The organism is Dictyobacter sp. Z7_2 (genome assembly GCF_057551105.1).
The window spans coordinates 1662099-1683703 of record NZ_BAAJPE010000001.1; the positions used below are offsets into that span (position 1 = coordinate 1662099).

Below are 21605 nucleotides of genomic sequence, written 5' to 3' on the forward strand. Positions count from 1 at the left end.
AGAGGGAGAGCAGGGATTGATCTTCCCTGCTCTCCTCGCCGTATGCTCGTCCTTAGTTACTATCATCCCCGCCATCTTGAACCGTCACTGTGAGCTTCTCGTTGGGGAATTGTTTACAGGCAATCGTGTAGGTGCCATTGTCCGCAAAGAGAAGATCCTGATGTTCATTTCTATCGAGGGTCACATTGCCCAGATCGGCATCGGGCGTACTGGTAAAGGTCAAGCTGTTGTCAGAGAGGTTAGAGAGAGTGATGCTTTGTCCCTCTTTGATCGTGACTGTCGTCGGGATAAAGAAATATTCATGGGCTGGATTGGTGTAGTTCGCATCAAAACTTATGGTCGCAACGGGCGTAAAACCGCAGGTGACTCCTGCTGTGGTCGCGACGTGAACGATCAACTGGGTGTTTGGATGTTCCTCACTTGACAGGATAAACGTACCCGCCTGAAGGAAGGGGATATGTTCTGTCTCTTCAGGGTCGACCGTTGTAAAACGGATGCCCGCATCGGGTTGTGAAGTCAAGGTAAAAGAATCCTTCGACTGATTCACAATCGTCAGCGTATCACCCTTCTTGATTGAGACGCTGCTTTGCGTATAAGTATCATCGGTCCCAATCTTGGCAGAAACTGGAGCATCACATTTTCCATCCGCAGTACCTGCCACGGACGCTGGCGTGTTCGCAGCCTCGGGGATGGCGTTGTTCGAATAAGCCGTCACAGAACTGCCCGCAGCAGCGTTGACGACGATGGGCTGATGCATGCCTGCTTCCCAGTGACCTCCATAGTGACAACTAAACTCGACCATCCCTGCCGGAGCGGTATGATCGAAGGTAAAATCAAGCGTTTTCGTCTCACCGGGAGCAATGTTATAAATATAGGATAGGGCGCGTTTGTAAACATCATCCATGACCATCGTTTCCGTTGTCATGGTATGCATGATGAGGAAATCATGATGATGCTTTCCTTCATTGGTAACGACAAAATGATACTTAACACCTGAGGTAAAGGTGGTTTGTGGCGCACGGATATAGTAGTCACCAATGGGAATCTTAATGGTTTGTGTGCTTGCACCTGTATCTGTCGATGTGGATGTAGATCCTCCACATGCAGTCAAAATGACAAGCAATAAAGAAACGATGAGGATAATCCTTCCGTTTCGTCTCATGTCTACATGTCCTCTCTTTCGAATGTACTACTGTTTACAGACAGATACTCCCAAAAAGGTAGCATCAGAGGAAACAACTTGACATATAAATACGCATATCGATACATGACTTTACCTGCTGATGAGTATAGCAGAGAGACATTTTCGCACAGACAATTTTGCGTAAAATAAGCCGAAAAGTACTGATGTGAGGTAAAGAAGAGGTAGATGCCGATCCTCGACAGGAGCCCGCTTCCCATGTAAAGGGACGCGTCCCCTGTCGAAGCCCCAGTTGTAATTAGAGGATATATTTCACTTTTATCATGAATGGGACGGTCACGTTTATTGCACGACTTGCGTCTCTTGTTTTGCATCAATTGCTTGCTTGCAGAGCAGAGCTTCTATTCGTTGCAGCCAGATTTCATAGGCTGGTTCCGCTCCATCAATGGGAATATCCTGCAAGGCAACATCAGTCGTATAAGCTGCGGCATTACCTGAGAGGCCACAGAGAACTTCACAGGCCACATTCGTATGGGTAGCGATTGTTCCTGATCGTTGGCGCCCCTTGGCTCCAATAGCCGCTCCCACAATCAGCTGAGAGATATATGCGCTCGCTGCCTTCTGTAAGGCCTCGATATCTGCGTGATCGGCACCTCCGGCATAGGCACAGGCGAAGCCGACACCACGCCACATATCTGCCTGCCTCTCGACAGGAAAAGAGGCGATCATCGTAACAATAGCATCGATCTCAGCACCAGTTGAAAACCAGATACTACGACCTAATCCCTGGTCGAAGATACGACGAGAGTATGGAGAAAGATGGGCGGGAATCTCCTTCCTCTCAATCGAGCTACGTCGTGAGAAAATGCCATAACGCCAACCATATCCATCGATCAAGAACCAGCCGAGAACAGGGTCCAATTTTTTAAGCAATGGTTCGGGTTTTTTCCCAAGTCTTGCCATCGCTAAACCTGCGCCTACATATGCTGGATAGACATAAGGAGATGCAGGACCGGCCAGGAAAGCTTGCAGGCGCTTCTTCCAGGGGAAAAGTAGATCTAATTGCATCAGTCCCATGCCAGCCCCTTCATAGGCAAAACCGCGGAACTCGGCATCAACAGCGTTCAGGCGAGGCACGAGCACATCTAATTTGCTGTTACGCAGCGTCGCATGGTAGCTAGTTATGACGGTCATAAAGATTTTTCCTAAATGTGGCGCAGCTCTGGTTTTAAGCTGTCTAAGAGAATTTACTTCCTCAGGCAGTCCTCCAAAGAGAGATTGCCTGATTTTCCCAAATGATATCATAGTAATGCCTCTGTTTCTATATTACTATCAATGCCATTGCTATATAATGCTATCCGCTGTTGTCATCTGTGCCTCATTTACTTCTGCACTGGTATGCTTGATTGTTTTTTGCTGCAAGAAGCATGCAACCAGCAGTGCTGAAATGAGTAGCGCTACGCCAGAAATGATAAATGATCCATGCAATGCGTTCACAAATGCCGAGCTGATCGTTTGGTGGAGCGTGGCAGCAGAAATCGGAAGCGATCCAGATAGATGAGCCTGGACACCGGCACTTGCAATCTTGTGCGCGATTGTGGCGCTATCTGAGCCGGAAATGCCCAGTTGTGTGAGCTGAGATGTAATGTTGTTCGCGAATTGCTGCGCGACGAAAGTCCCCAGGACAGCAACACCTAATGTCGCACCAATTTGACGGCTGGTGCTTACCATCGATGAAGCCAGTCCTGCTCTTGTCGGAGGCGTGGCTGAAAGCACTGCGACAGTCAATGGGGAGAACATAAAGCCAAAGCCGAAACCAAGCAGAGCCAGTTTCCACCAGAGCGTTGCATAACTGGAATCAGCAGCAATACTCACCAATAGAAACAGAGCGCCCCCTCCCAACAAGGCACCGATGACAACTGGCAGGCGTGGACCAACACGTGCCGTAAGTTGGCCAGCCAGTGGGGCAATCAAAAATGTTCCGACAGTAATAGGGAGCGTTTGCAGGCCAGCCTCAAGCGCGGTCGATCCCTGCACGGCCTGGAAGTATTGGGCCAGGAAGAAGACAACACCAAGAATAACAAAGCCGAGGACAAGTGTGGCAACGTTTGCTAGCGAGAACACACGGTTGGCAAACAACCCGAGTGGCAGTAGCGGTTCGCGCACACGAGATTCAACCACCAGAAACGCGGCGAGCAGAACGACTGCACCAGCGAAAAGACCGAGGATCAATGGAGAAGTCCAGCCTTGTGCAGAGCTTTCAATCAGGCCAATAATCAGACATGTCAAGCCAGCAATGACTAGAACCTGTCCTGGTACATCGATCTGTCGGGCCTGAGGATTGCGTGATTCGGACAGGTAACGCAGACCAAGCAGAAATGCGATAATGCCAATAGGCAGGTTTACAAAAAAGATCGTCGGCCAGCTGGCCACCTGAATCAATAAGCCACCAATGAGTGGTCCGGCGGCCAGGGATAATCCGGAAATACCGGACCAGATGCCAATGACGCGTGCCTGTGAACGAGGTTCAGGAAAGGCCGTAACTAGAACCGAGAGGCTACCTGGTGAAAGCGCGGCAGCCCCCATACCTTGTACGACACGTCCAAAAATCAACCAGCCAAATGTTTGAGCGAAGCCACAAAGCGCTGATCCGATCAGGAAGAGCATCAGTCCACTCAGGAACATGCGCTTGCGTCCAAAACGATCTCCCAGTGTGCCTGCCATAAGTAAAAGGGTCGCAAAAGGCAAGGTATAGGCATCGACCGTCCACTGTAAATCTGCCAGCGAGGTATGAAGGCTTGTCTGAATTGTTGGTAATGCCAGTGTCACGATTGAACCATCTAGTAGTACCATAAAGGTACCAAGACAGGCAACTATAAGCGTAATGGTTCTACTCGCTTGAGAATTTGTATTCATCATATACTCCGATCTTTGTTACTTTTTTGTATTCAACCCATCAGGAACAGCCTTTTCTTGTTCGTAACAAATATGTCATTATGATGCATGATGAGGAACGCGAGAAATCAGCATGGGGGCTTTACCACTTGTGTTGCGTGTAAGAGTGGCTACCCGTTGGACATATATTTGTGGCACGACAACCTTTCGCTTGTTCAAAGCCTCTTCTAAAGCATCGTGTACCTGCTCATCGCGAAGTTCTTCTGCCGCACCTGTCAGGAAGACATGCAATCCACTGTGCTCATGTATCACCTGCCATCCGCTTACTGGTAGGGTATCAAAAACGGTATGAAAGAGGTATGGATAAACCTTGCCTTCGTCTCCTGTTTTAGAAGGCAAATAAAGTACTTCTGGCATTCTTCCCTGAATAGTATCAATTAATGCAAATGGCCGACCACAGGGACATTTTTCATTGGTGGATGTACGAACCAGATCGGTTATCTCATAACGGATCAATGGTTGTGTGCGTCGGATAAGTGAGGTGAGGAGCACTTTGTCTCCCTGCTCGCCGGGCGGAACTGGACGATTCTCCTGGTCCACAATCTCAATGATGGAGAAGTCTTCGAACAGGTGCATCCCCTGATGATATTGACATTCTGCCGCCAGGACACCACCCTCTGTGGTCGCATAGACATGGAAAATTTTTGTCTGCCATGCCTCTTCAAGACGGCGTCGGGTTTCGCTTGTCAGCGTTTCCGCCGAGCAGAAGATCGCCTGGGGCGATATATGCAAACGTCCCTGACGCTTTTCATTCGCCAGAATTGAGGCAATTGAAGCATACCAGAATAGCACATCTGGTTGCCATGCGTTCAGGCGCTCAACAAGTGAGTCCAGCGAATGACTGGCCGATAGATGAATACGTTCTACGCGCTTCCCGTTGATATTGATGGGAAACTGTGATGACATCTGGGCCGGGGCAGTGGAGGCAACCACAGCAGCCTTACTTTCTGTTGTAACTCCCCCCCAATGCTCAAAACGAGTATAGGTATGGGTTATAGCAGCGAGTTCGGCCGGATCGCTCAGAAAGATTCCCGGTTGACCTGTACTTCCTGATGTCGCCATGACCTGATAACGATCAAGAAAACGTTTCGATGCATCCGCACGCACAAGATACTCCTGAACATCCTGAAAACGTACGGTACGGTCTGTAACCAGTTCGTTGAACTGGTCTCGTAGCATATCCTTTGTCAAGATGGGTAATTCCTGTAAAGGGCGCTCCATAAGTCCCCGATGGAAACGTTGATAAAAGGGAGAATATGCATATGCATGTTCACGTATAGAATGTAAAGCCTGGGCCTGATACTCCTCTACCTGCTGGCGTGTCCAATATTCATGCTGGAGATAAGGAGCAAACGCGTCAGATCCTGGTGCCTGTTGTGTCTCTTGTCCGGCAGATGTTTTCTTCATGCCTATCACCTTTCTCGAAGAGGTGCGTTGCTATTTTTCTACCTAATCGTGTGGATAAACGCATTCCAGTAATGGAGGTTTCTCCTACTGAGCAGTATCACTACAATGAGCGCATCCTTGCTTCAGGTAATTGATGATTTAGAGATCCATGAACGGGTTCTTCTCAAGGGTTGCCCATGGATCTTTGGTCCAGTAATCAGTGTTTATTGTGCAGGTGGTATACGGTCGAGTTTGGGCTCGTCATGTTCGTACACGGTGATGGAATAACCATCCAGATCAGCAAAAATGAATGTTCGGCCAAATGGTCCGTCATAGGGAGGCTTCAGGATGGTAACATCTGACTGAACCAGCGCCTCATACGCAGCCTGTCCGTCCCTGGCCTTAAACCAGACAGAGACTCCGAGCCCCGGCTTTGGTAAGCTGTCCAGATCAACACCTTCTGGCTTCTGGAGCACTGCAAAAGGAATCGGACTACTCTTGAATGCGACCGCACCCGGAAAAGGCAATGGATCTCGTGTCAGCCCGACTTTCTGCTCATAAAAATCCGCTGCTGCCGCAATATCACGCACGAGTAATGAGACAAAACCTGGACCACCAATACCCGTTTCAAATTGACCACTCATGTATCTACTCCTTTTTTTCTAACTTGCCACCAGGGATAGCTAAAAATCTTCGCTTGATTACATCCCCGATCATTTTTAACGATGATTAACAAGTTAGACGACAGTGATACGCAAAAGTGTTCGCTCTCAGAGAGAGACTTTTAATTTATGAGCCGTAATGCATGAGAAGATACGTGTAGATAGAGAGATAGTACCCGCGGAGAAGATCAATCCGATGTGATATAATTAACACGTTTTGCGTAAATAGGTCATTTTTGAAGAAACCTGCTCCAGTAGTATTGGCTGAAGAGGCCGAGGAAATAGTATGACATTTGAACAAAGAAAAACGCATTACATATCAGAAAAATCGAGTCGCATTAATCCATCAGTGTTGGCATCATATAACGCTAATAATTCTCTTGACGTAACGACTCAACTCGAAGCCTATCGAGGGGAATTACTTCTCCACTGTTATCGCCTGATGGGATCACCACACGATGCTGAAGATCTTGTTCAGGAAACAATGTTACGAGCCTGGCAGCGTTTTGATACCTTCAAAGGCATATCCTCACTGCGTACCTGGTTGTATACTATCGCGACCAATGTCAGCCTTGACGCTCTTAAGAAGCGCCCAAAGCGCACGTTACCCCCGGCAACGTATCCAGTTACTGATCCACGCAGCCCCATTAGCCCGCCGACTGCCGAAGCATTCTGGCTTGAGCCTTTTCCTGATAGCTGGCTCGTTGAAGGCATGGATAATCCGGAAGCACGTTATACGCGCTACGAAAGTGTCTCGTTGGCCTTCCTTACCGTTTTGCAGCTCCTCCCACCACGTCAACGCGCTATCTTGCTCTTGAGTGATGTCTTGGATTGGCATATGCATGAGATCGCCAGTTTGCTTGATACATCGGTACCGGCCGCGAACAGTGCGTTGCACCGTGCACGCGTCACCATCGCGAAGCACTATCACTCGGATACAAGCGAGGAAGCACAGATACATTTTACAGATGCAGAGACACGAGCATTGCTGGATCGTTATCTCCATGCCTGGGAGACCGATGATGTCGCTGGACTCGTGGCTCTTTTGAAAGAAGAAGCTACTTTGTGCATGCCCCCCTTTCCTTCGTGGTATCAGGGTCGGGAATCTATTCGTGCTCTTTTCTCGTCAGTTGTATTTAGAGAGGGAGAACATCAGCAATGGCGTCTCTACCCCACCCGTGCCAATAGAGAGTCGGCATTTATCCTGTATCGCTTTGATGCATCGCAAGGCGTGTATCAGGCATTTGGTATTCAGATCGTCACGTTTGATCATGCAACTGCAAGCAACCAGATCGCAGCAGTGACAATCTTCAACCGCCCATTGCTCGTTACAGCCTTTGGCTTTCCACTACAACAAGCGGATCAGGGAAACCATCTCAGCTCACTGCACTAACATTCTCGCTCTTTTCTTCCCGCATGATGGGCTATGACAAAACGTTTGGAGATGACAAGGAATAAGGAAACCTCTTGAGACAGGCTATGGTAAGCAAATATTACACATTCCCAGGAGGTTTCCTTATCTTTGCAATATGATACATCTCAAACATCTCTCATACGTTGGCTCACTTTCATCATCAGTTCGCCACTGGCCTCTCCTCTGCTTACACCATTGCTCAAAAAGCTTGATAAGCACCCACAGATTTAATTAACCTGGCGTGCATATTACTGTATCCTTGTTACAAAAAATACGATTTGAAACGTATTGTGCATGGCATATGTTTATTTATAATGTACTCTATAACATGCAAGTATCTTTGAGCTCGTATTCCCTTTACCATTCAATACATATCATCCTCCCACTTACTGCAATGTCCATTGGAATCTTTCGCCTGATACACGCGTACAATTGTGGAAAGGACAATAAATCTATGTTGAACCCGGGTGATTTGATTGGGAAATATACTATATTAACACATGTTTCTAGTGGGAATTGTTTTTCGTCTTATCTTGCACAGTGCATTACATCAGAATCACATACTGTGATTATTATGACTTTTCATAAATGCTTACTATCCGCCGAAGAAGGCGGAACTCTCTTTATCGAGAAAGCAAAAGATACACCAACGCTTCCAGTCATAGATGCTGATGTAGTAGGTGGTACTCTTCCCTATCTGACAACAGTTTATACTGATCAGTTACGTGCTCTTTTACAGGCGAAGAGTGCATTAATTGATCAAGTATTACAGAGAGCCATCGTGCAGTATCCAGCGAACGTATGTTTACAACTCGCAGCTTTTTTTCAAGTTGTGAATAGTGAAAAAGTAAAGCAGACACTGCCAGTATCGCAGAGTGCCTTGCAAGAATATGATAATGGGAGCGAAGCGGCCGCCTCGTTACGTGTTCACCTTTTCGGTCATTTCGCGATCGAACGAGGTGGATACAGACTGGCCGGTTTTGAGGCACGCCGTGTACAAGAGGTCTTCAGCTATCTACTCCTGCACCGCCATCGCCTCTGTTCACGCGAAATCCTTGCCACACTTTTCTGGCCTGAGAGCTCTACCGAGCAGTCTAAGAGAAACCTCAGGCAAGTCCTCTGGCAATTGCAAGCAGCATTGCAAACGGAACAGACCACTGATGCAGAGTGCGCCCTCCAGGTGACAGCGGACTGGTTACAGATCAATCCCAATGCCAACATCTGGTTGGATGTGGCTTTCTTTGAGCAGGCTTGTAACGCGACCAAGCACATTACTGGGAAGGATCTCGACGCTGCACAAGTGCAGTTGCTACGCGAGGCTACTGCCTTTCATTCCGAGATTTTACTCTGCAATAACTACGAAGACTGGTGTTTGCGTGAACGCCAACGACTCTTACAGCTCTGTATCAGCATGCTAGAAAAATTGATGGAGTATAGCATCACACATTGTGATTATGATGCAGCTTTGTGCTATGGATCACGTATTCTGGACTACGATCGCATTTGTGAAACAACGCATCAACAGCTCATGCGTCTGTACTACTTCTTAGGCAGAAGGATAGAAGCTCTCAAGCAATATCGTCAATACGAAACTGCACTGTTCGAAGAACTGGGAGCCGCACCCAGTAAGAGTACACGTGACCTCTACCAATACATCTTCCTCGATCAAGGCGAGAATGAAACTGACTTAGACGCCACACTAAAAAACGAGCTGGAAGATTCATCGCTCCTCGACAATTTTATGCACGATTTCCAACAAATTCAGCAGATTCACAATCAGGCACAGACTCAGATAGACTTTCGTATTCAGGAAATTAAACAGAGGCTCCATACATTTATCGAAGCCTCAGGCGAACACAGACACAAACGCACATCTTCTGAGATCAATCTCACCCAAACGCCAGGCAAAAAACGCAAGGCAGAGTAAGCCTCTCGTTTTTTGTAGCGATTGTTGCCAAAAAGATGTTTTGAAAGACAGAAAATTAACGTTACTGAAGATACTACCACCTTATGATTACCTCAGTCACAGCTATAAACGCTGTTGACGAAGCCTCATGGCAAACGTAAGCGCAGGATTGTTTATACAGTATCTTGTACATCTGCATAGAGATGTACAAGAAGCACAGTTGTAGAGTCATTAATTAACTACACTTGTCCAGATACGAATAGAGTAAGGATGGTCCTTGATGAGTGATGTCCTAAATCGTATTGCCGCGCTTCCAGCAGCAAAGCGAGCGCTGCTGCTTCGACAGCTACAAGAGCAAAAAATGACAACGGAGGCTACATCCGATCTGTATGATGTAGTCATTTTGGGCGGTGGCCTGTCCGGATTAACGCTGGCTCTCCAGATTAAAAAGACGCGTCCAACGGCTCGGCTGGTGATCGTTGAAAAACAATCACATCCGGTTCCTGAAGCGGCTCACAAAGTGGGCGAGTCCACTGTAGAGATTGCCGCTCACTATCTGCGCGATGTGCTCGGCTTAGAAGAGCATCTGAACACGCAACAGTTGCGCAAGTTTGGTCTACGCATGTTCTTCAGTACAGAAGATAATCAAGATATCACAAGACGTGTAGAACTTGGCTCAACGATCTTTCCTCCCCTGAGTACCTATCAATTAGATAGAGGCCGCCTGGAGAACATGCTTGGTGAGGAATTACCCAGACAAGGTGTTCCTCTACTTAATGCCAAGGTACAGCAGATTACACTTCAGCCGCAGAGTAATCATCACCGCCTCCAGATCATTGAAAACGGTAGCGAGCGTGAAATCCAGGCCCGCTGGATCATCGACGCCAGTGGTCGCAACACGCTCCTACAGAGACAACTTGGACTGGCAAAGAAAGTTCATCATCATGCCAATGCGGTCTGGTTTCGTGTGAATCACCCCATCGATATCAAAACATGGACATCGGATGCTGCCTGGCAAGCCCGTGTCGAGAAGGGAGACAGGGCACTCAGCACCAACCATCTGATGGGACCTGGTTATTGGGTCTGGCTGATTCGTCTGGCCTCCGGATCGACGAGTGTTGGCATCGTCACTGATGCGCAGATGCACAATTTCGATGAAATGAATCTCTTTGAACGTGCACTTGCCTGGCTCTATGAGCATGAACCCCAGTGCGCGCAAGAAATTGAGCAGCACCGCACAAGCATCCAGGATTTTCGCGTCATGAAAAATTACTCTTATAGCTGCCAGCGTGTTTTCTCCAGCGATCGCTGGTGTCTGACAGGTGAGGCGGCCGTATCATTAGATCCATTATACTCACCTGGTAGCGATTTGATCGCGATCGCCAATGGCCTGATCACTGATCTCATCGTGCGTTCTCTCTCGGGAGAGGACATACGGGGAAGAGCTTCAGTCAACGACAAACTTTTCTTGAGCCTCACCAATATCTGGTTAAGTATCTATGACCAGCAATATTCGCTGATGGATAACGCCCAGATTATGATCACCAAAATCATTTGGGATACAGCCTTCTATTGGGGTGTCTTTGGACTACTTTACTTCCACGATACATTTCGTAATATCGCAGACAATCCTGGCGTGGCCGCTAATCTATCGCGGATCGCACTCCTCAGCAACCGTGTCCAGGCATTCTATCGCGAATGGTACGCACTGAAGCAGAGTACCGCCTCTGATGCCTTTGTCGATCTGTATTCTCCACTCGATTTTATGGTCCAACTGCACACTGGTATGGCCGCGGAACTGTCACCCGCTGCCCTGGACGCTCAATTTGCGGCCAATGTTCGCTTATTTGAACGGCTCGCAGGTCAAATTATAAGCACCGTGATTGAAACGCATGCAGATAGTACAGATGAGGCAGTTCAGCATCAGCTACAACGCTGGCAAGCAGAGCCTTATCTTGTAGAATTATTGGCTCTCTACCAGCGGGAAAGCCTCATACATCCCATCGATAGCAGCTGGATATTATTGGGCAAGCAGCAAAGGAAGCAACAGGAAGCTGTCAGATAACAATGTATGCACACACCATAGCGCAAGCTAAGAGGAAAGGAGCATCCTTCAATGAATGATAAAGTGCAACCCACTTTTCAAGATATAATAACTGAGGCTTCATCTGAGCAATATGATGTCGCCATTCTTGGCGGCGGCATGGCTGGCCTGACACTGGCCATACAACTCAAACAAGGACGTCCTGAAACAAAAGTTGTCGTCATCGAGAAGAGCAGTCATCCTGTCGTAGAGACGGCACATAAAGTTGGTGAGTCGACGGTCGAGATCGCTGCCTACTATCTGCGCGACGTTCTGGGCTTGCAAGAACATCTTCAATCCCAGCAATTGCGCAAATTTGGTTTGCGCATGTTCTTCAGTACCGAGGATAATCTGGACATTACCCATCGTGTCGAATATGGGCAGATCACGCATGCTCCTCTACCAGCCTACCAGCTCGACCGAGGACGTCTGGAGAATATGCTGGGTGATGAATTACTCAAACAAAATATCTTTTTCCTGGACAATAGCAAAGTACAGCAGATCTCACTTCAGCCTGATGATGCTTTTCATCGCTTGCGCATCCTCCACGCGGACCAGGAAAGAGAGATACAGGCCCGTTGGGTGGTCGATGCCACCGGGCGCAGTTCCCTGCTCAAACGTCAATTAGGGCTGGCGAAGAAAGTTGATCATCACGCCAACGCTGTCTGGTTTCGCATTGGTCATGAAATTGACATCGACGATTGGTCGACGGATCAACAATGGCATAGCCGCATTAACGAGCAGAGGCATCGTGCACTAAGCACCAACCATCTGATGGGGCCTGGTTATTGGGTCTGGCTCATACCCCTCGCCTCTGGTTCCACAAGCATCGGGATTGTTACGGATGCAAGCATGCACAATTTCGATGAAATGAATCTCTTTGATCGTGCCCTCAGTTGGCTCCATGCGCACGAGCCTCAGTGTGCTCAAGAGATTGAGAAGCATCAAGACAAATTACAAGATTTTCGTGTTATGAAAGATTATTCTTATAGCTGTGAGCAAGTCTTTTCCGGCGATCGCTGGGCACTTGTCGGCGAGGCTGCTGTCTCGGTTGATCCACTTTATTCTTCCGGCGGCGATCTGATTGCGATTGGGAATGGCCTCACCTGCGATCTGATCAACCGCGATCTGGATGGTGAGGATATTGCAGAATTAGCTGATGGTCATAGTCAGGTCTTCCTGGTCTTTGCCGATGTCTGGCTAGTAGCCTATCAACATCAGTATCCCTTGATGAGCAATGCCAAGGTTATGGTCGCCAAAGTGATCTGGGATACCATCATCTACTGGGCCTTCCCTGGCTTGCTCTATTTCCATGACAAGATCCGTCGGCTCGCCGACAGTCCGCTTACATTAGCCAATCTGTATCGTTGCTGGCACCTCCACAGTCGTGTGCAGGCTTTTTTCCGTGAATGGCACGCGATTGATCAGCCGGCTGCGAGCGATACTTTCGCCGATCCCTATTCACTCCTCGATTTTCTAGTGGATTTGCATACAGGCATGGCCGCCGGGCTCCCTGATGATGAACTGGAGGCACAATTTGCGAAGAATGCTCGCCTACTGGAACAACTGGCTGGACAGCTTGTCAGTACAGTGATTGATGAACTCTCTGAGCGCACTGACGAGACCACCAGGAGCCAGATCCAACGCTGGAAAACGGAGCCGTTCCTGGCCGACGTGATTGCGGTCTACCAGGAAGATAATGTGGTTAATCCCATCGATAGCAGCTGGATTACCTTGGGACACCAGCACCGCGAGAAACAGGAGGTTGCCGGATGACGGACGCACACGAAGTCGCAGCGCAGGGAGCGCTTCCCGCTCTCCATGAGTACGATGTCGCCATTCTTGGTGGGGGGATGGCTGGCCTGACACTGGCACTACAGCTTAAAAAGGCCCGGGCAGCAACGCGGATTCTTCTCGTTGAAAAGCAGGAGCATCCTGTACCGGAGGCTGCTCATAAAGTTGGTGAGTCGACGGTCGAGATTGCCGCTCACTATCTACGCGATGTACTGGGGCTAGGAGAGCATCTCCAGACACAGCAATTGCCCAAATATGGCCTGCGTATGTTCTTCAGCACCGCAGATAATCAGGATATTACACGCCGGGTGGAGCTTGGTCACGCTGTATTGCCACCACGTCGCGTCTCGACGTACCAGTTGGATCGCGGTCGCTTAGAGAATATGCTGGGCCAGACATTGCCAGAGCAAGGGATCACGTTTCTTAGTGGTAGTAAGATTCAACAGATCACGCTACAACCGGAAGAGGATTTTCATCATCTGCGCATATCTCACGCCGGAAGTGAGCAGGAGATACAGGCTCGCTGGATCGTCGATGCCAGCGGACGTAGTACGTTATTGCAAAGACAACTCGGGCTGGCAAAGAAGGTCGACCACAACGCAAATGCTGTCTGGTTTCGTATCAACCATGCCATTGATATCCAGGAATGGTCAGATGACAGGGCGTGGCGAGAGCGCATCCACGAAGGACGGCGGGCATTAAGCACCAATCATCTGATGGGGTCTGGCTACTGGATCTGGCTTATCCCACTCTCCTCTGGCTCGACAAGTGTTGGCATCGTCACAGATGCCAGGATGCATGCGTTTGATGAGATGAATCTCTTTGAGCGAGCCCTCCACTGGTTACATCTGCATGAGCCACAGTGTGCACACGAAATCGAGCAACATCGGGACAAAATCCAGGATTTCCGCGTCATGAAAAACTACTCCTATAGCTGTGAGCAGGTCTTTTCTGATCAGCGTTGGTGCCTGGCAGGCGAGGCAGCCATATCGCTAGATCCGCTCTATTCACCAGGCGGCGATCTGATCGCCATTGCCAACGGCCTCATCAGTGATCTGATTATCCATGCGTTGGATGGAGAGGATGTCGAGGAGCGAGCGGCCATTCATAACCAGCTCTTCCTGCTCTTTACCAACTCCTGGCGCAGCACCTATGAAGGACAATATCCTATTATGGGCAATGCTCAGATCATGATCGCCAAGGTCATCTGGGATACAGCTGTCTACTGGGGCATCCCTGGCCTCCTCTACTTCCACGACACCTTCCGGCGCGTGGTAGATAGCCCTGAGATCCTCATGAGTCTTTTACGCTTCTCGATTTTGAGCGAGCATATACAAGGTTTCTTCCGTGACTGGCTCGCGATTTCACCACTGGAAGCATCGGATACTTTTATCCGCTACTATGATTTCGATTTTATGGGCCGGCTACAGATCGGGATGACTGCTCACTTGTCAGAGGACGAACTTGTAGCTCAGCTCGTAGAGAATGTGCACTTTCTTGAGCGTTTGGGAGGACAACTTGCCAGCACGGTCATCGAGATGTTTTCCCAGCCTTCAGACACTCCAACTATCCAGAGCAAGGTCCAACTCTGGAAGAATGATCCATTTCTTCAGAATCTGATTCAGATCTATCAACGAGAAGAGCAGGAGCATCCAATCAACGGTGGCTGGATCACTTTGGGACGTCAAAAATGTGAGCCACAGGAGATCGCCGGATGAAAGATGCCAGTACACGCATTGCAGCTTTAACACCAGAGCAACGCAAAATACTGGTGCAACGGCTCAAGCAAAAAGGAAGCCCATCTGGCAATGTGACGACTATGACGCGCCCATCCGAAAATGAATGGGTAGTCCGCTACAAGCCGAACGATCAAGCACGTCTCCGCTTGTTCTGCTTCCCTTACGCTGGAGGAGGGGCATCAATCTTTCGTCCATGGGGAGAGATCCTACCGCCAGAGGTAGAGGTCTGTAGCATTCAGCTGCCCGGTCGCGAATATCGGATTGGATCACCTGCATACAGGCGTCTTGTTTTATTGGAAGAGGATCTCGCGGAGGCCATCGCTCCCTATTTAGATCGCCCATTTGCTTTCTTTGGTCATAGCATGGGAGCCCTGGTGAGCTTTGAGCTGACACGCCTATTACGCAAGCAATATGACAAATATCCTGAGCACTTGTTCCTGGCAGCATATCGTGCGCCACAACTTCCCAATCCCAACATTAAAATCTATCATCTACCTTCAGAGGTGTTCAAAGTAGTTCTGCGCTCCGAAGGTATCGCCGAGATGATTCTACAAAACAAGGAGCTCATGCAGGCAATGTTACCGACGTTAAGAGCAGACTTCGAGCTCTGTGATACCTACCAATACACCGAAGAACCACCTCTCGCTTGTCCATTCTCGCTCTTTGGTGGTCTCGAAGATGTCAGAATCAGCCGAAACGATCTAGAGCACTGGCCTCAACATAGCAGCGTCGGATGTGACCTGGCTATGCTGCCAGGTTCACATTTCTTTCTCCATAGTGCGCAAGATCAGTTGCTTGCGGCCATCTCACAAAAACTACAAGGGCATCTAAAGGCGCTAGCATAGAGAGAAAAATGATCTGATACTGGCTCTGCCTCTGGCAGACAGTAAAACTTTATACGGAGGAATGCCATGCTTAGTAACAACGGACAAGTGCATGCAACGGCTCCGACTCAACGATCCGGCGAACCGCTGGCTATTATCGGAGTTGGATGTCATTTTCCCGGAGGCGCAACCAGTCCCGACGCGTTCTGGAATATGCTGTGCGCGGGGACAGATGCCACGAGAGATATCCCAACCGACCGTTGGGACGTACGCAAGTTTTACGATCCCAATCCCAGCAAGTCAGGCAAAATGATTACGTATCGAGGTGGCTACTTAGAGCACCTTGATCTTTTCGATGCCCACTTCTTTGGCATTTCTCCACGCGAAGCCATGTGGCTTGATCCACAACAACGGCTCTTGCTTCAGGTGACCTGGGAAGCATTAGAGGATGCAGGGCAAATCGTGGAACAACTGGCCGGTAGCAATACAGGCGTCTTTATGGGCGGCTTTACACTCGACTATCAATTGCTGCAAAACTATGGCGTCCTGAGCCGCTACGAATTACAGACACATTCGGCTACTGGTATGATGATGACTATGCTGGCAAATCGCATCTCCTATATATTCGGCTTCCATGGCCCCAGCATGGCTGTGGATACAGCATGCTCATCCTCACTCGTCGCAGTGCACTTAGCCAGCCAAAGCATCTGGAATGGCGAATGTTCATTGGCACTGGCGGGCGGTGTCAACGCGATGATCGTGCCCACTATGACAATCGCCGAGTCAAAAGGCGGCTTCCTCTCACCCGATGGCCGCTGCAAAACCTTCGATGCGTCGGCCAACGGCTATGCGCGTGGCGAAGGAGCTGGCGTGGTGCTGATTAAACCACTATCTAAAGCGCAGGAGGATGGTGATCCGATCTATGCAGTGATCCGGAGCACGGCAGTAACACAGGATGGCCATACCAACGGCATAACCGTTCCCAATCAGTTCGCGCAGGAGCGAGCGATGCACCTGGCCTACGAACGGGCCGGGGTAGATCCTAAAAATGTGCAGTACGTTGAAGCACATGGTACAGGTACACCGGTCGGTGATCCTATTGAGGCACGAGCCATCGGGTCGGTACTCTCACTTGATCGTCCGCCTCATGATCAATGCATCATGAGCTCTGTTAAGGCCAACATCGGCCACTTAGAGGCTGCGGCAGGCGTAGCAGGTCTGATTAAGACCGCACTATCATTGCAGCATCGCCAGATTCCGCCGAATATCCACTTTCGCCATCCAAATCCCAATATTCCTTTTGATGAGCTGCAATTACGTGTACCGACTACCCTGGAGACGTGGCCAGCGACCAACGGACCAGCACTGGCAGGGGTTAATTCGTTCGGGTTCGGAGGCACTAACGCACATGTTGTCCTTCAAGAAGCACCTCTGCCGCAAAAGATTGAGATCTCTGACAGTCAAAAAGCACGCCCACATCTGCTACCTCTTTCAGCACGGAGTCCAGAGGCCCTACGTGCAGTCGCCGAAAAATATGGGCACTACCTTGCTGATCCAGAACAGTCTGCACCTCTCTATGACATCGCCTATTCAGCCTCATTGAGACACAGTCAGCACGACTATCGCCTCGCCTTGGTCACACATTCCAAAGCAGAGGCCGTAACTCAGCTGGAGGCATACCTTGCGGACAGGCCACTTGCGGGTTCATCGTCGGGGCGGATAGCCCTGGATGAGCGTCCGAAGACCGTCTTTGTCTGCTCAGGCATGGGTCCACAGTGGTGGGCAATGGGTCGCGATCTGTTGACGAATGAACCACTCTTTCGCGCTAGCATTGAGCGTACTGATGCCGAGTTATACCAGTATACTGGCTGGTCGCTGATTGAAGAGCTGACTGCCAATGAAGAGGACTCTCAGATGGAGGAGACCGCATATGCACAGCCAGCCAATTTTGCCATCCAGATCGCTTTGGCCGAGCTCTGGCGCTCCCGGGGTATCGAGCCAGATGCCATTATTGGTCATAGTACAGGTGAGGTAGCAGCGCATTATCTGGCTGGTGCCTTAAGTTTTGAAGATGCGGTGCTACTGATTTATCACCGGAGCCGGTTACAACAAAAGACGAGCGGGCAAGGACGCATGCTGGCCGTCGGACTGACATCCGAAACGCTTCATCAAGCAGTCGAAGATGCTGGTCCTGGAGTCTCGGTCGCGGCGATCAATAGTCCCAGCGCAATCACGCTGGTTGGCGAGGCGGCAATCCTGGAAAGTATGGCCTCTCAGCTACAGACGTTCCAGGTCTTCCACCGCTTCTTAGTGGGAAAAGTACCTTACCACAGCCACTTTATGGATCCCTTACAGGATGAACTCCTTGATGTTCTTTCTGGTCTGGCACCACGTACAGCTACGCTGCCACTCTACTCAACAGTCACAGGTACACGTATCGATGGCAATGAGGTAGACGCTGAGTATTGGTGGCAAAATGTGCGGGCGACTGTCCTCTTCGCGGACGCGCTGACGCAATTGATTAAGGATGGTTATAGCACATTTATTGAGCTTAGCCCCCACCCGGTACTGGCCAATTCAATCAAAGAGTTGCTCACGCAGGAAAACAAAACGGGAATCGTGCTGCCGTCATTACGACGACGCGAAGAAGATCGTGCGATCATGTTGGCTTCGTTAGGAACGCTCTACACGCAAGGTTATCCCATCGCCTGGCCGACATTCTATGCTCAGGGAGGAAACTTTGTTCACCTGCCATCCTATCCGTGGCAGTTGAAACACCACTGGACAGAATCGGTTGAGACGCGTGATGATCGTCTCCTGGTTCCCGTTCATCCCCTGCTTGGACAACGCCTGCGTTCAGCCCATGCGACCTGGGAAAGTGAAATCAGTACACATATACTCCCCTATCTCGCCGACCACCGCATTCAAGAGAATGTATTGCTTCCGGGAGCGGCGTTTATTGAGATGGCACTGGCCGCAGCACATGAAGTGTTTGGTGCAGGAGTCTATCAGCTTGAAGAGCTGGCCTTCCGCAAGGCACTTTTTCTCTCCGAAGCCTCGGACCCGAGATTGCAAACGGTCGTTCATGCACAGCAAGCAACAGTAGAGATCTATAGTTATACTCCTACAGGGGATGCTCACTGGACGCTACATGCCAGCATCAAACTGAGCCGTCAACAATCCAGAGAAAGGAATCTGCAACCAGAACTCGATGAAATCCGGTCAACGTGTACAACGACGCTCTCGCGCGAAACATTTTACCAGCAGACGCAACAGATGGGGTTTCAGTATGGTCCGACCTTTCAATCGATCACAGAAGTACAAGCGGGCAAGAATGTCGGATTGGGGACACTGCATGTACCAGCAGTATTAACAGAGGAATTGACAAACTATAGCTTTCATCCAGCTCTATTAGACGCTGCCTTTCAAGTACTGCTGGTCGCCAGACCAGACAACGATACATCTTTCCAGCAGACCCCTGCTCCATATCTCCCCACAGGAGTGGATCGCTTGTGCATTCTGAGACAGCCTTGCCAGGAAATGCAGGTGTATGCTCGCATCTTACAGGCTGACTCTCATCTTATCGTGGGTAACATTCAGTTACTGGATATGCAGGGCAATCTCTTGGTGGAGATCGAGGGTTTCCGTGCTCAATCATTAGAAACGGCCATCAGCCTTTCGCCAGAGCGTCTCGATCGCGCACTCTATGAGCTGGAGTGGCAACCCCAAAATCGGAGCATAGAGACTGACGAGACTGATGAGGCCGATGCCAAACGCACGCCCCCGACGGGAGGTTGGATCATTCTGAGCGATCGTGGTGGAGTGGGGCAGGCACTCAGCCAGTATCTGGAACAACAGGGAGAGCATTATGTACTTATCTCACCCTCTGATGCTCCCCAACTGCTTCATCAGGGTATCAATTATGCAGTCAATCCCGGCCAGCCGGAGCAGTTCCAACAATTGTTCAATACGCTGGCTGAGCAAGGACCATTCTCACGGATTGTCCATCTGTGGAGCCTGGATTCCGTGTTGACTGAAAATATCAACATGGATCTTCTTGAACAGGAACAGGAGGTTGGTGTATTAGCGATCATGCATCTGATCCAAACACTGGCTCAGAGTGGTTGGTCACAGATGCCACGGCTCTGGTTAGTGACTCGAGGTGCTCAGGCCGTGGACGAGTCCACTGGAGAGATCGCTATCTCTCAGGCTCCACTGTGGGGTCTGGGTCGTGTTATCGGTCATCAGGAGTTCTCCAGTATGTGGGGCGGGCTGATAGACATTGATCCATCTGCGACAGAAGATCAAATTCCGCAACTTTACCAGGAGTTAGCACAGCCAACGGAAGAAGATCAGATCGCCTTGCGAGCCGGTCAGCGCTTTGTGATACGCATGGTTACAAGTACGCATCTCACCCCGGCATTACCGGCCTCGTTCCGCGCAGACGGAACTTATCTCATCACAGGAGGTCTGGGCAAGCTAGGTTTGCTGGTAGCCCATTGGATGGTGAAACAAGGCGCCAGACGGCTGATTCTCATGGGGCGAACAGCGATACCGCTGCGCTCCGATTGGTATCGACTGCCTGATGACCATCCACAAAAAGCACTGGTCAGGACGATTCAGGAACTGGAATCACTGGGTGCAAGCATTCATCTGGCCACGCTTGATGTCGCAGAGGAAGATCAGCTAGCGGCCTTCCTCGCCGAATATGAGCGCCAGGGCTGGCCACCTATTCGCGGTGTTATTCACACTGCGGGCGTAGTTCAGGACGAGTTACTGCTCCGCATGAAAAAAGAGACCTTCCAGCGCGTCTTGAGACCAAAGATACGCGGAGGTTGGCTCCTCCATACCCTGCTGAAAGAGGCACCATTAGATTTCTTTATCCTCTTCTCCTCAATTGGCTCGGTGATCGCTTCGCTTGGTCAAGGGAACTATGCAGCCGCGAATGCCTTCCTGGATGCCCTGGCCCATTATCGCCGTTCGCAGGGGCTGCCAGCACTCAGTATCGGCTGGGGACCCTGGTCTGTAGGCATGGTGGAGCAGCTCAGTCTGGAGCAGTTTTATGCTCGACGTGGCATTGAACTGATTACGCCAGAGATCGGTATGCAGATCTTAGGCCGCATACAGAATCAGACTCCCGCCCATCTCTCCGTTATTAGTGCGAACTGGATGCTGGCTCGCGAGACATCGCCATCAGGTACCATGCCACCAATGTTTGCACTACTGGGTGAACAGGAGGAAGAGTTCATTCCGAGTGAGCAGGATGAACATGCGGTATCACTCCTGACGCAACTTGGCGAGATACAGGCAACCGACCGCCAGCTGTTTTTAGAGACACACATACAAGAACTTATTGCTCGCGTCCTTCAGCTCGATCCGGCCCAATTCAGCAGCCAGGAATCGCTGAGTAGCCTGGGTATGGACTCCATGATGGCCGTCGAGGTGAAGCGACGTATCGATACAAGCCTGAAGGTCGATGTATCCGTACTGGAACTCCTTCAAGGCATGAGTATCACACAATTGACAACACGTTTATTAGCGTTACTACAGCTGGATAGAGGCGCCTCTGTAACGGACGCAGATCTTTCGCTCGAAGAGCTTCAGCAATTGGTGACTGAATTGGATGGCGATGAACTTGAACGTCTGCTGGCTGAACTTGAGCAGGCGTCTGAGAACGAAGCAACAGTATAAAGGAGGCGTG

The 21605-nt window shown here is 49.9% G+C and carries 12 protein-coding genes; 7 read left to right on the top strand and 5 right to left on the bottom strand.

All coding sequences use genetic code 11. The annotated features are described in order from the left end of the window. Positions 1-52 precede the first annotated feature (52 nt). From AC27N8_RS06445 to AC27N8_RS06465, 5 genes are all read right to left on the bottom strand, one after another. Complete coding sequence (locus AC27N8_RS06445) at positions 53-1162, bottom strand: hypothetical protein (RefSeq protein ID WP_487065126.1); 1110 nt, start codon at positions 1160-1162, stop codon at positions 53-55. A gap of 321 nt (positions 1163-1483) precedes the next feature. Beyond that, a complete protein-coding gene (locus AC27N8_RS06450) occupies positions 1484-2446 on the bottom strand; it encodes a DUF1702 family protein (protein ID WP_487065128.1) in 963 nt (320 codons plus the stop codon). Positions 2447-2485: 39 nt separating this feature from the next. After that, positions 2486-4060 (bottom strand): DHA2 family efflux MFS transporter permease subunit, encoded by a 1575-nt coding sequence (locus AC27N8_RS06455; RefSeq protein ID WP_487065130.1) that lies wholly within the window; start codon positions 4058-4060, stop codon positions 2486-2488. Between the two features lie 75 nt (positions 4061-4135). Continuing rightward, the gene (locus tag AC27N8_RS06460) at positions 4136-5503 is read right to left on the bottom strand and encodes a phenylacetate--CoA ligase family protein (RefSeq protein ID WP_487065132.1); all 1368 of its coding nucleotides are present in this window, start codon (positions 5501-5503) and stop codon (positions 4136-4138) included. 203 nt (positions 5504-5706) lie between these two features. Beyond that, complete coding sequence (locus AC27N8_RS06465) at positions 5707-6126, bottom strand: VOC family protein (protein ID WP_487065134.1); 420 nt, start codon at positions 6124-6126, stop codon at positions 5707-5709. A 304-nt stretch (positions 6127-6430) separates the two neighbouring features. On the opposite strand from AC27N8_RS06465, the gene AC27N8_RS06470 reads away from it, so the two are divergent. The 7 genes from AC27N8_RS06470 (at position 6431) to AC27N8_RS06500 (ending at position 21595) form a co-directional block, all read left to right on the top strand. Next, positions 6431-7537 carry an RNA polymerase subunit sigma-70 gene (locus AC27N8_RS06470; protein ID WP_487065136.1) on the top strand — a complete coding sequence of 369 codons (1107 nt, stop codon included), beginning with the start codon at positions 6431-6433 and terminating at the stop codon, positions 7535-7537. 595 nt (positions 7538-8132) lie between these two features. Then, the gene (locus tag AC27N8_RS06475; protein WP_487065138.1) at positions 8133-9485 is read left to right on the top strand and encodes an AfsR/SARP family transcriptional regulator; all 1353 of its coding nucleotides are present in this window, start codon (positions 8133-8135) and stop codon (positions 9483-9485) included. A 259-nt stretch (positions 9486-9744) separates the two neighbouring features. Continuing rightward, positions 9745-11529, top strand: coding sequence for an NAD(P)/FAD-dependent oxidoreductase (locus AC27N8_RS06480; RefSeq protein ID WP_487065140.1), 1785 nt, complete (start codon positions 9745-9747; stop codon positions 11527-11529). 51 nt (positions 11530-11580) lie between these two features. Further along, positions 11581-13323, top strand: a complete 1743-nt coding sequence (locus AC27N8_RS06485; RefSeq protein WP_487065142.1) for an NAD(P)/FAD-dependent oxidoreductase — start codon at positions 11581-11583, stop codon at positions 13321-13323. Next, positions 13320-15059, top strand: coding sequence for an NAD(P)/FAD-dependent oxidoreductase (locus AC27N8_RS06490; RefSeq protein ID WP_487065144.1), 1740 nt, complete (start codon positions 13320-13322; stop codon positions 15057-15059). Before AC27N8_RS06485 ends, AC27N8_RS06490 begins: the two co-directional genes overlap by 4 nt. Beyond that, positions 15056-15925, top strand: a complete 870-nt coding sequence (locus tag AC27N8_RS06495) for a thioesterase II family protein (protein WP_487065146.1) — start codon at positions 15056-15058, stop codon at positions 15923-15925. The genes AC27N8_RS06490 and AC27N8_RS06495 overlap by 4 nt, the downstream gene beginning before the upstream one ends. 66 nt (positions 15926-15991) lie before the next feature. Continuing rightward, entirely contained in the window at positions 15992-21595 is a 5604-nt protein-coding gene (locus AC27N8_RS06500) for a type I polyketide synthase (protein ID WP_487065148.1), read from the top strand. Positions 21596-21605 lie beyond the last annotated feature (10 nt).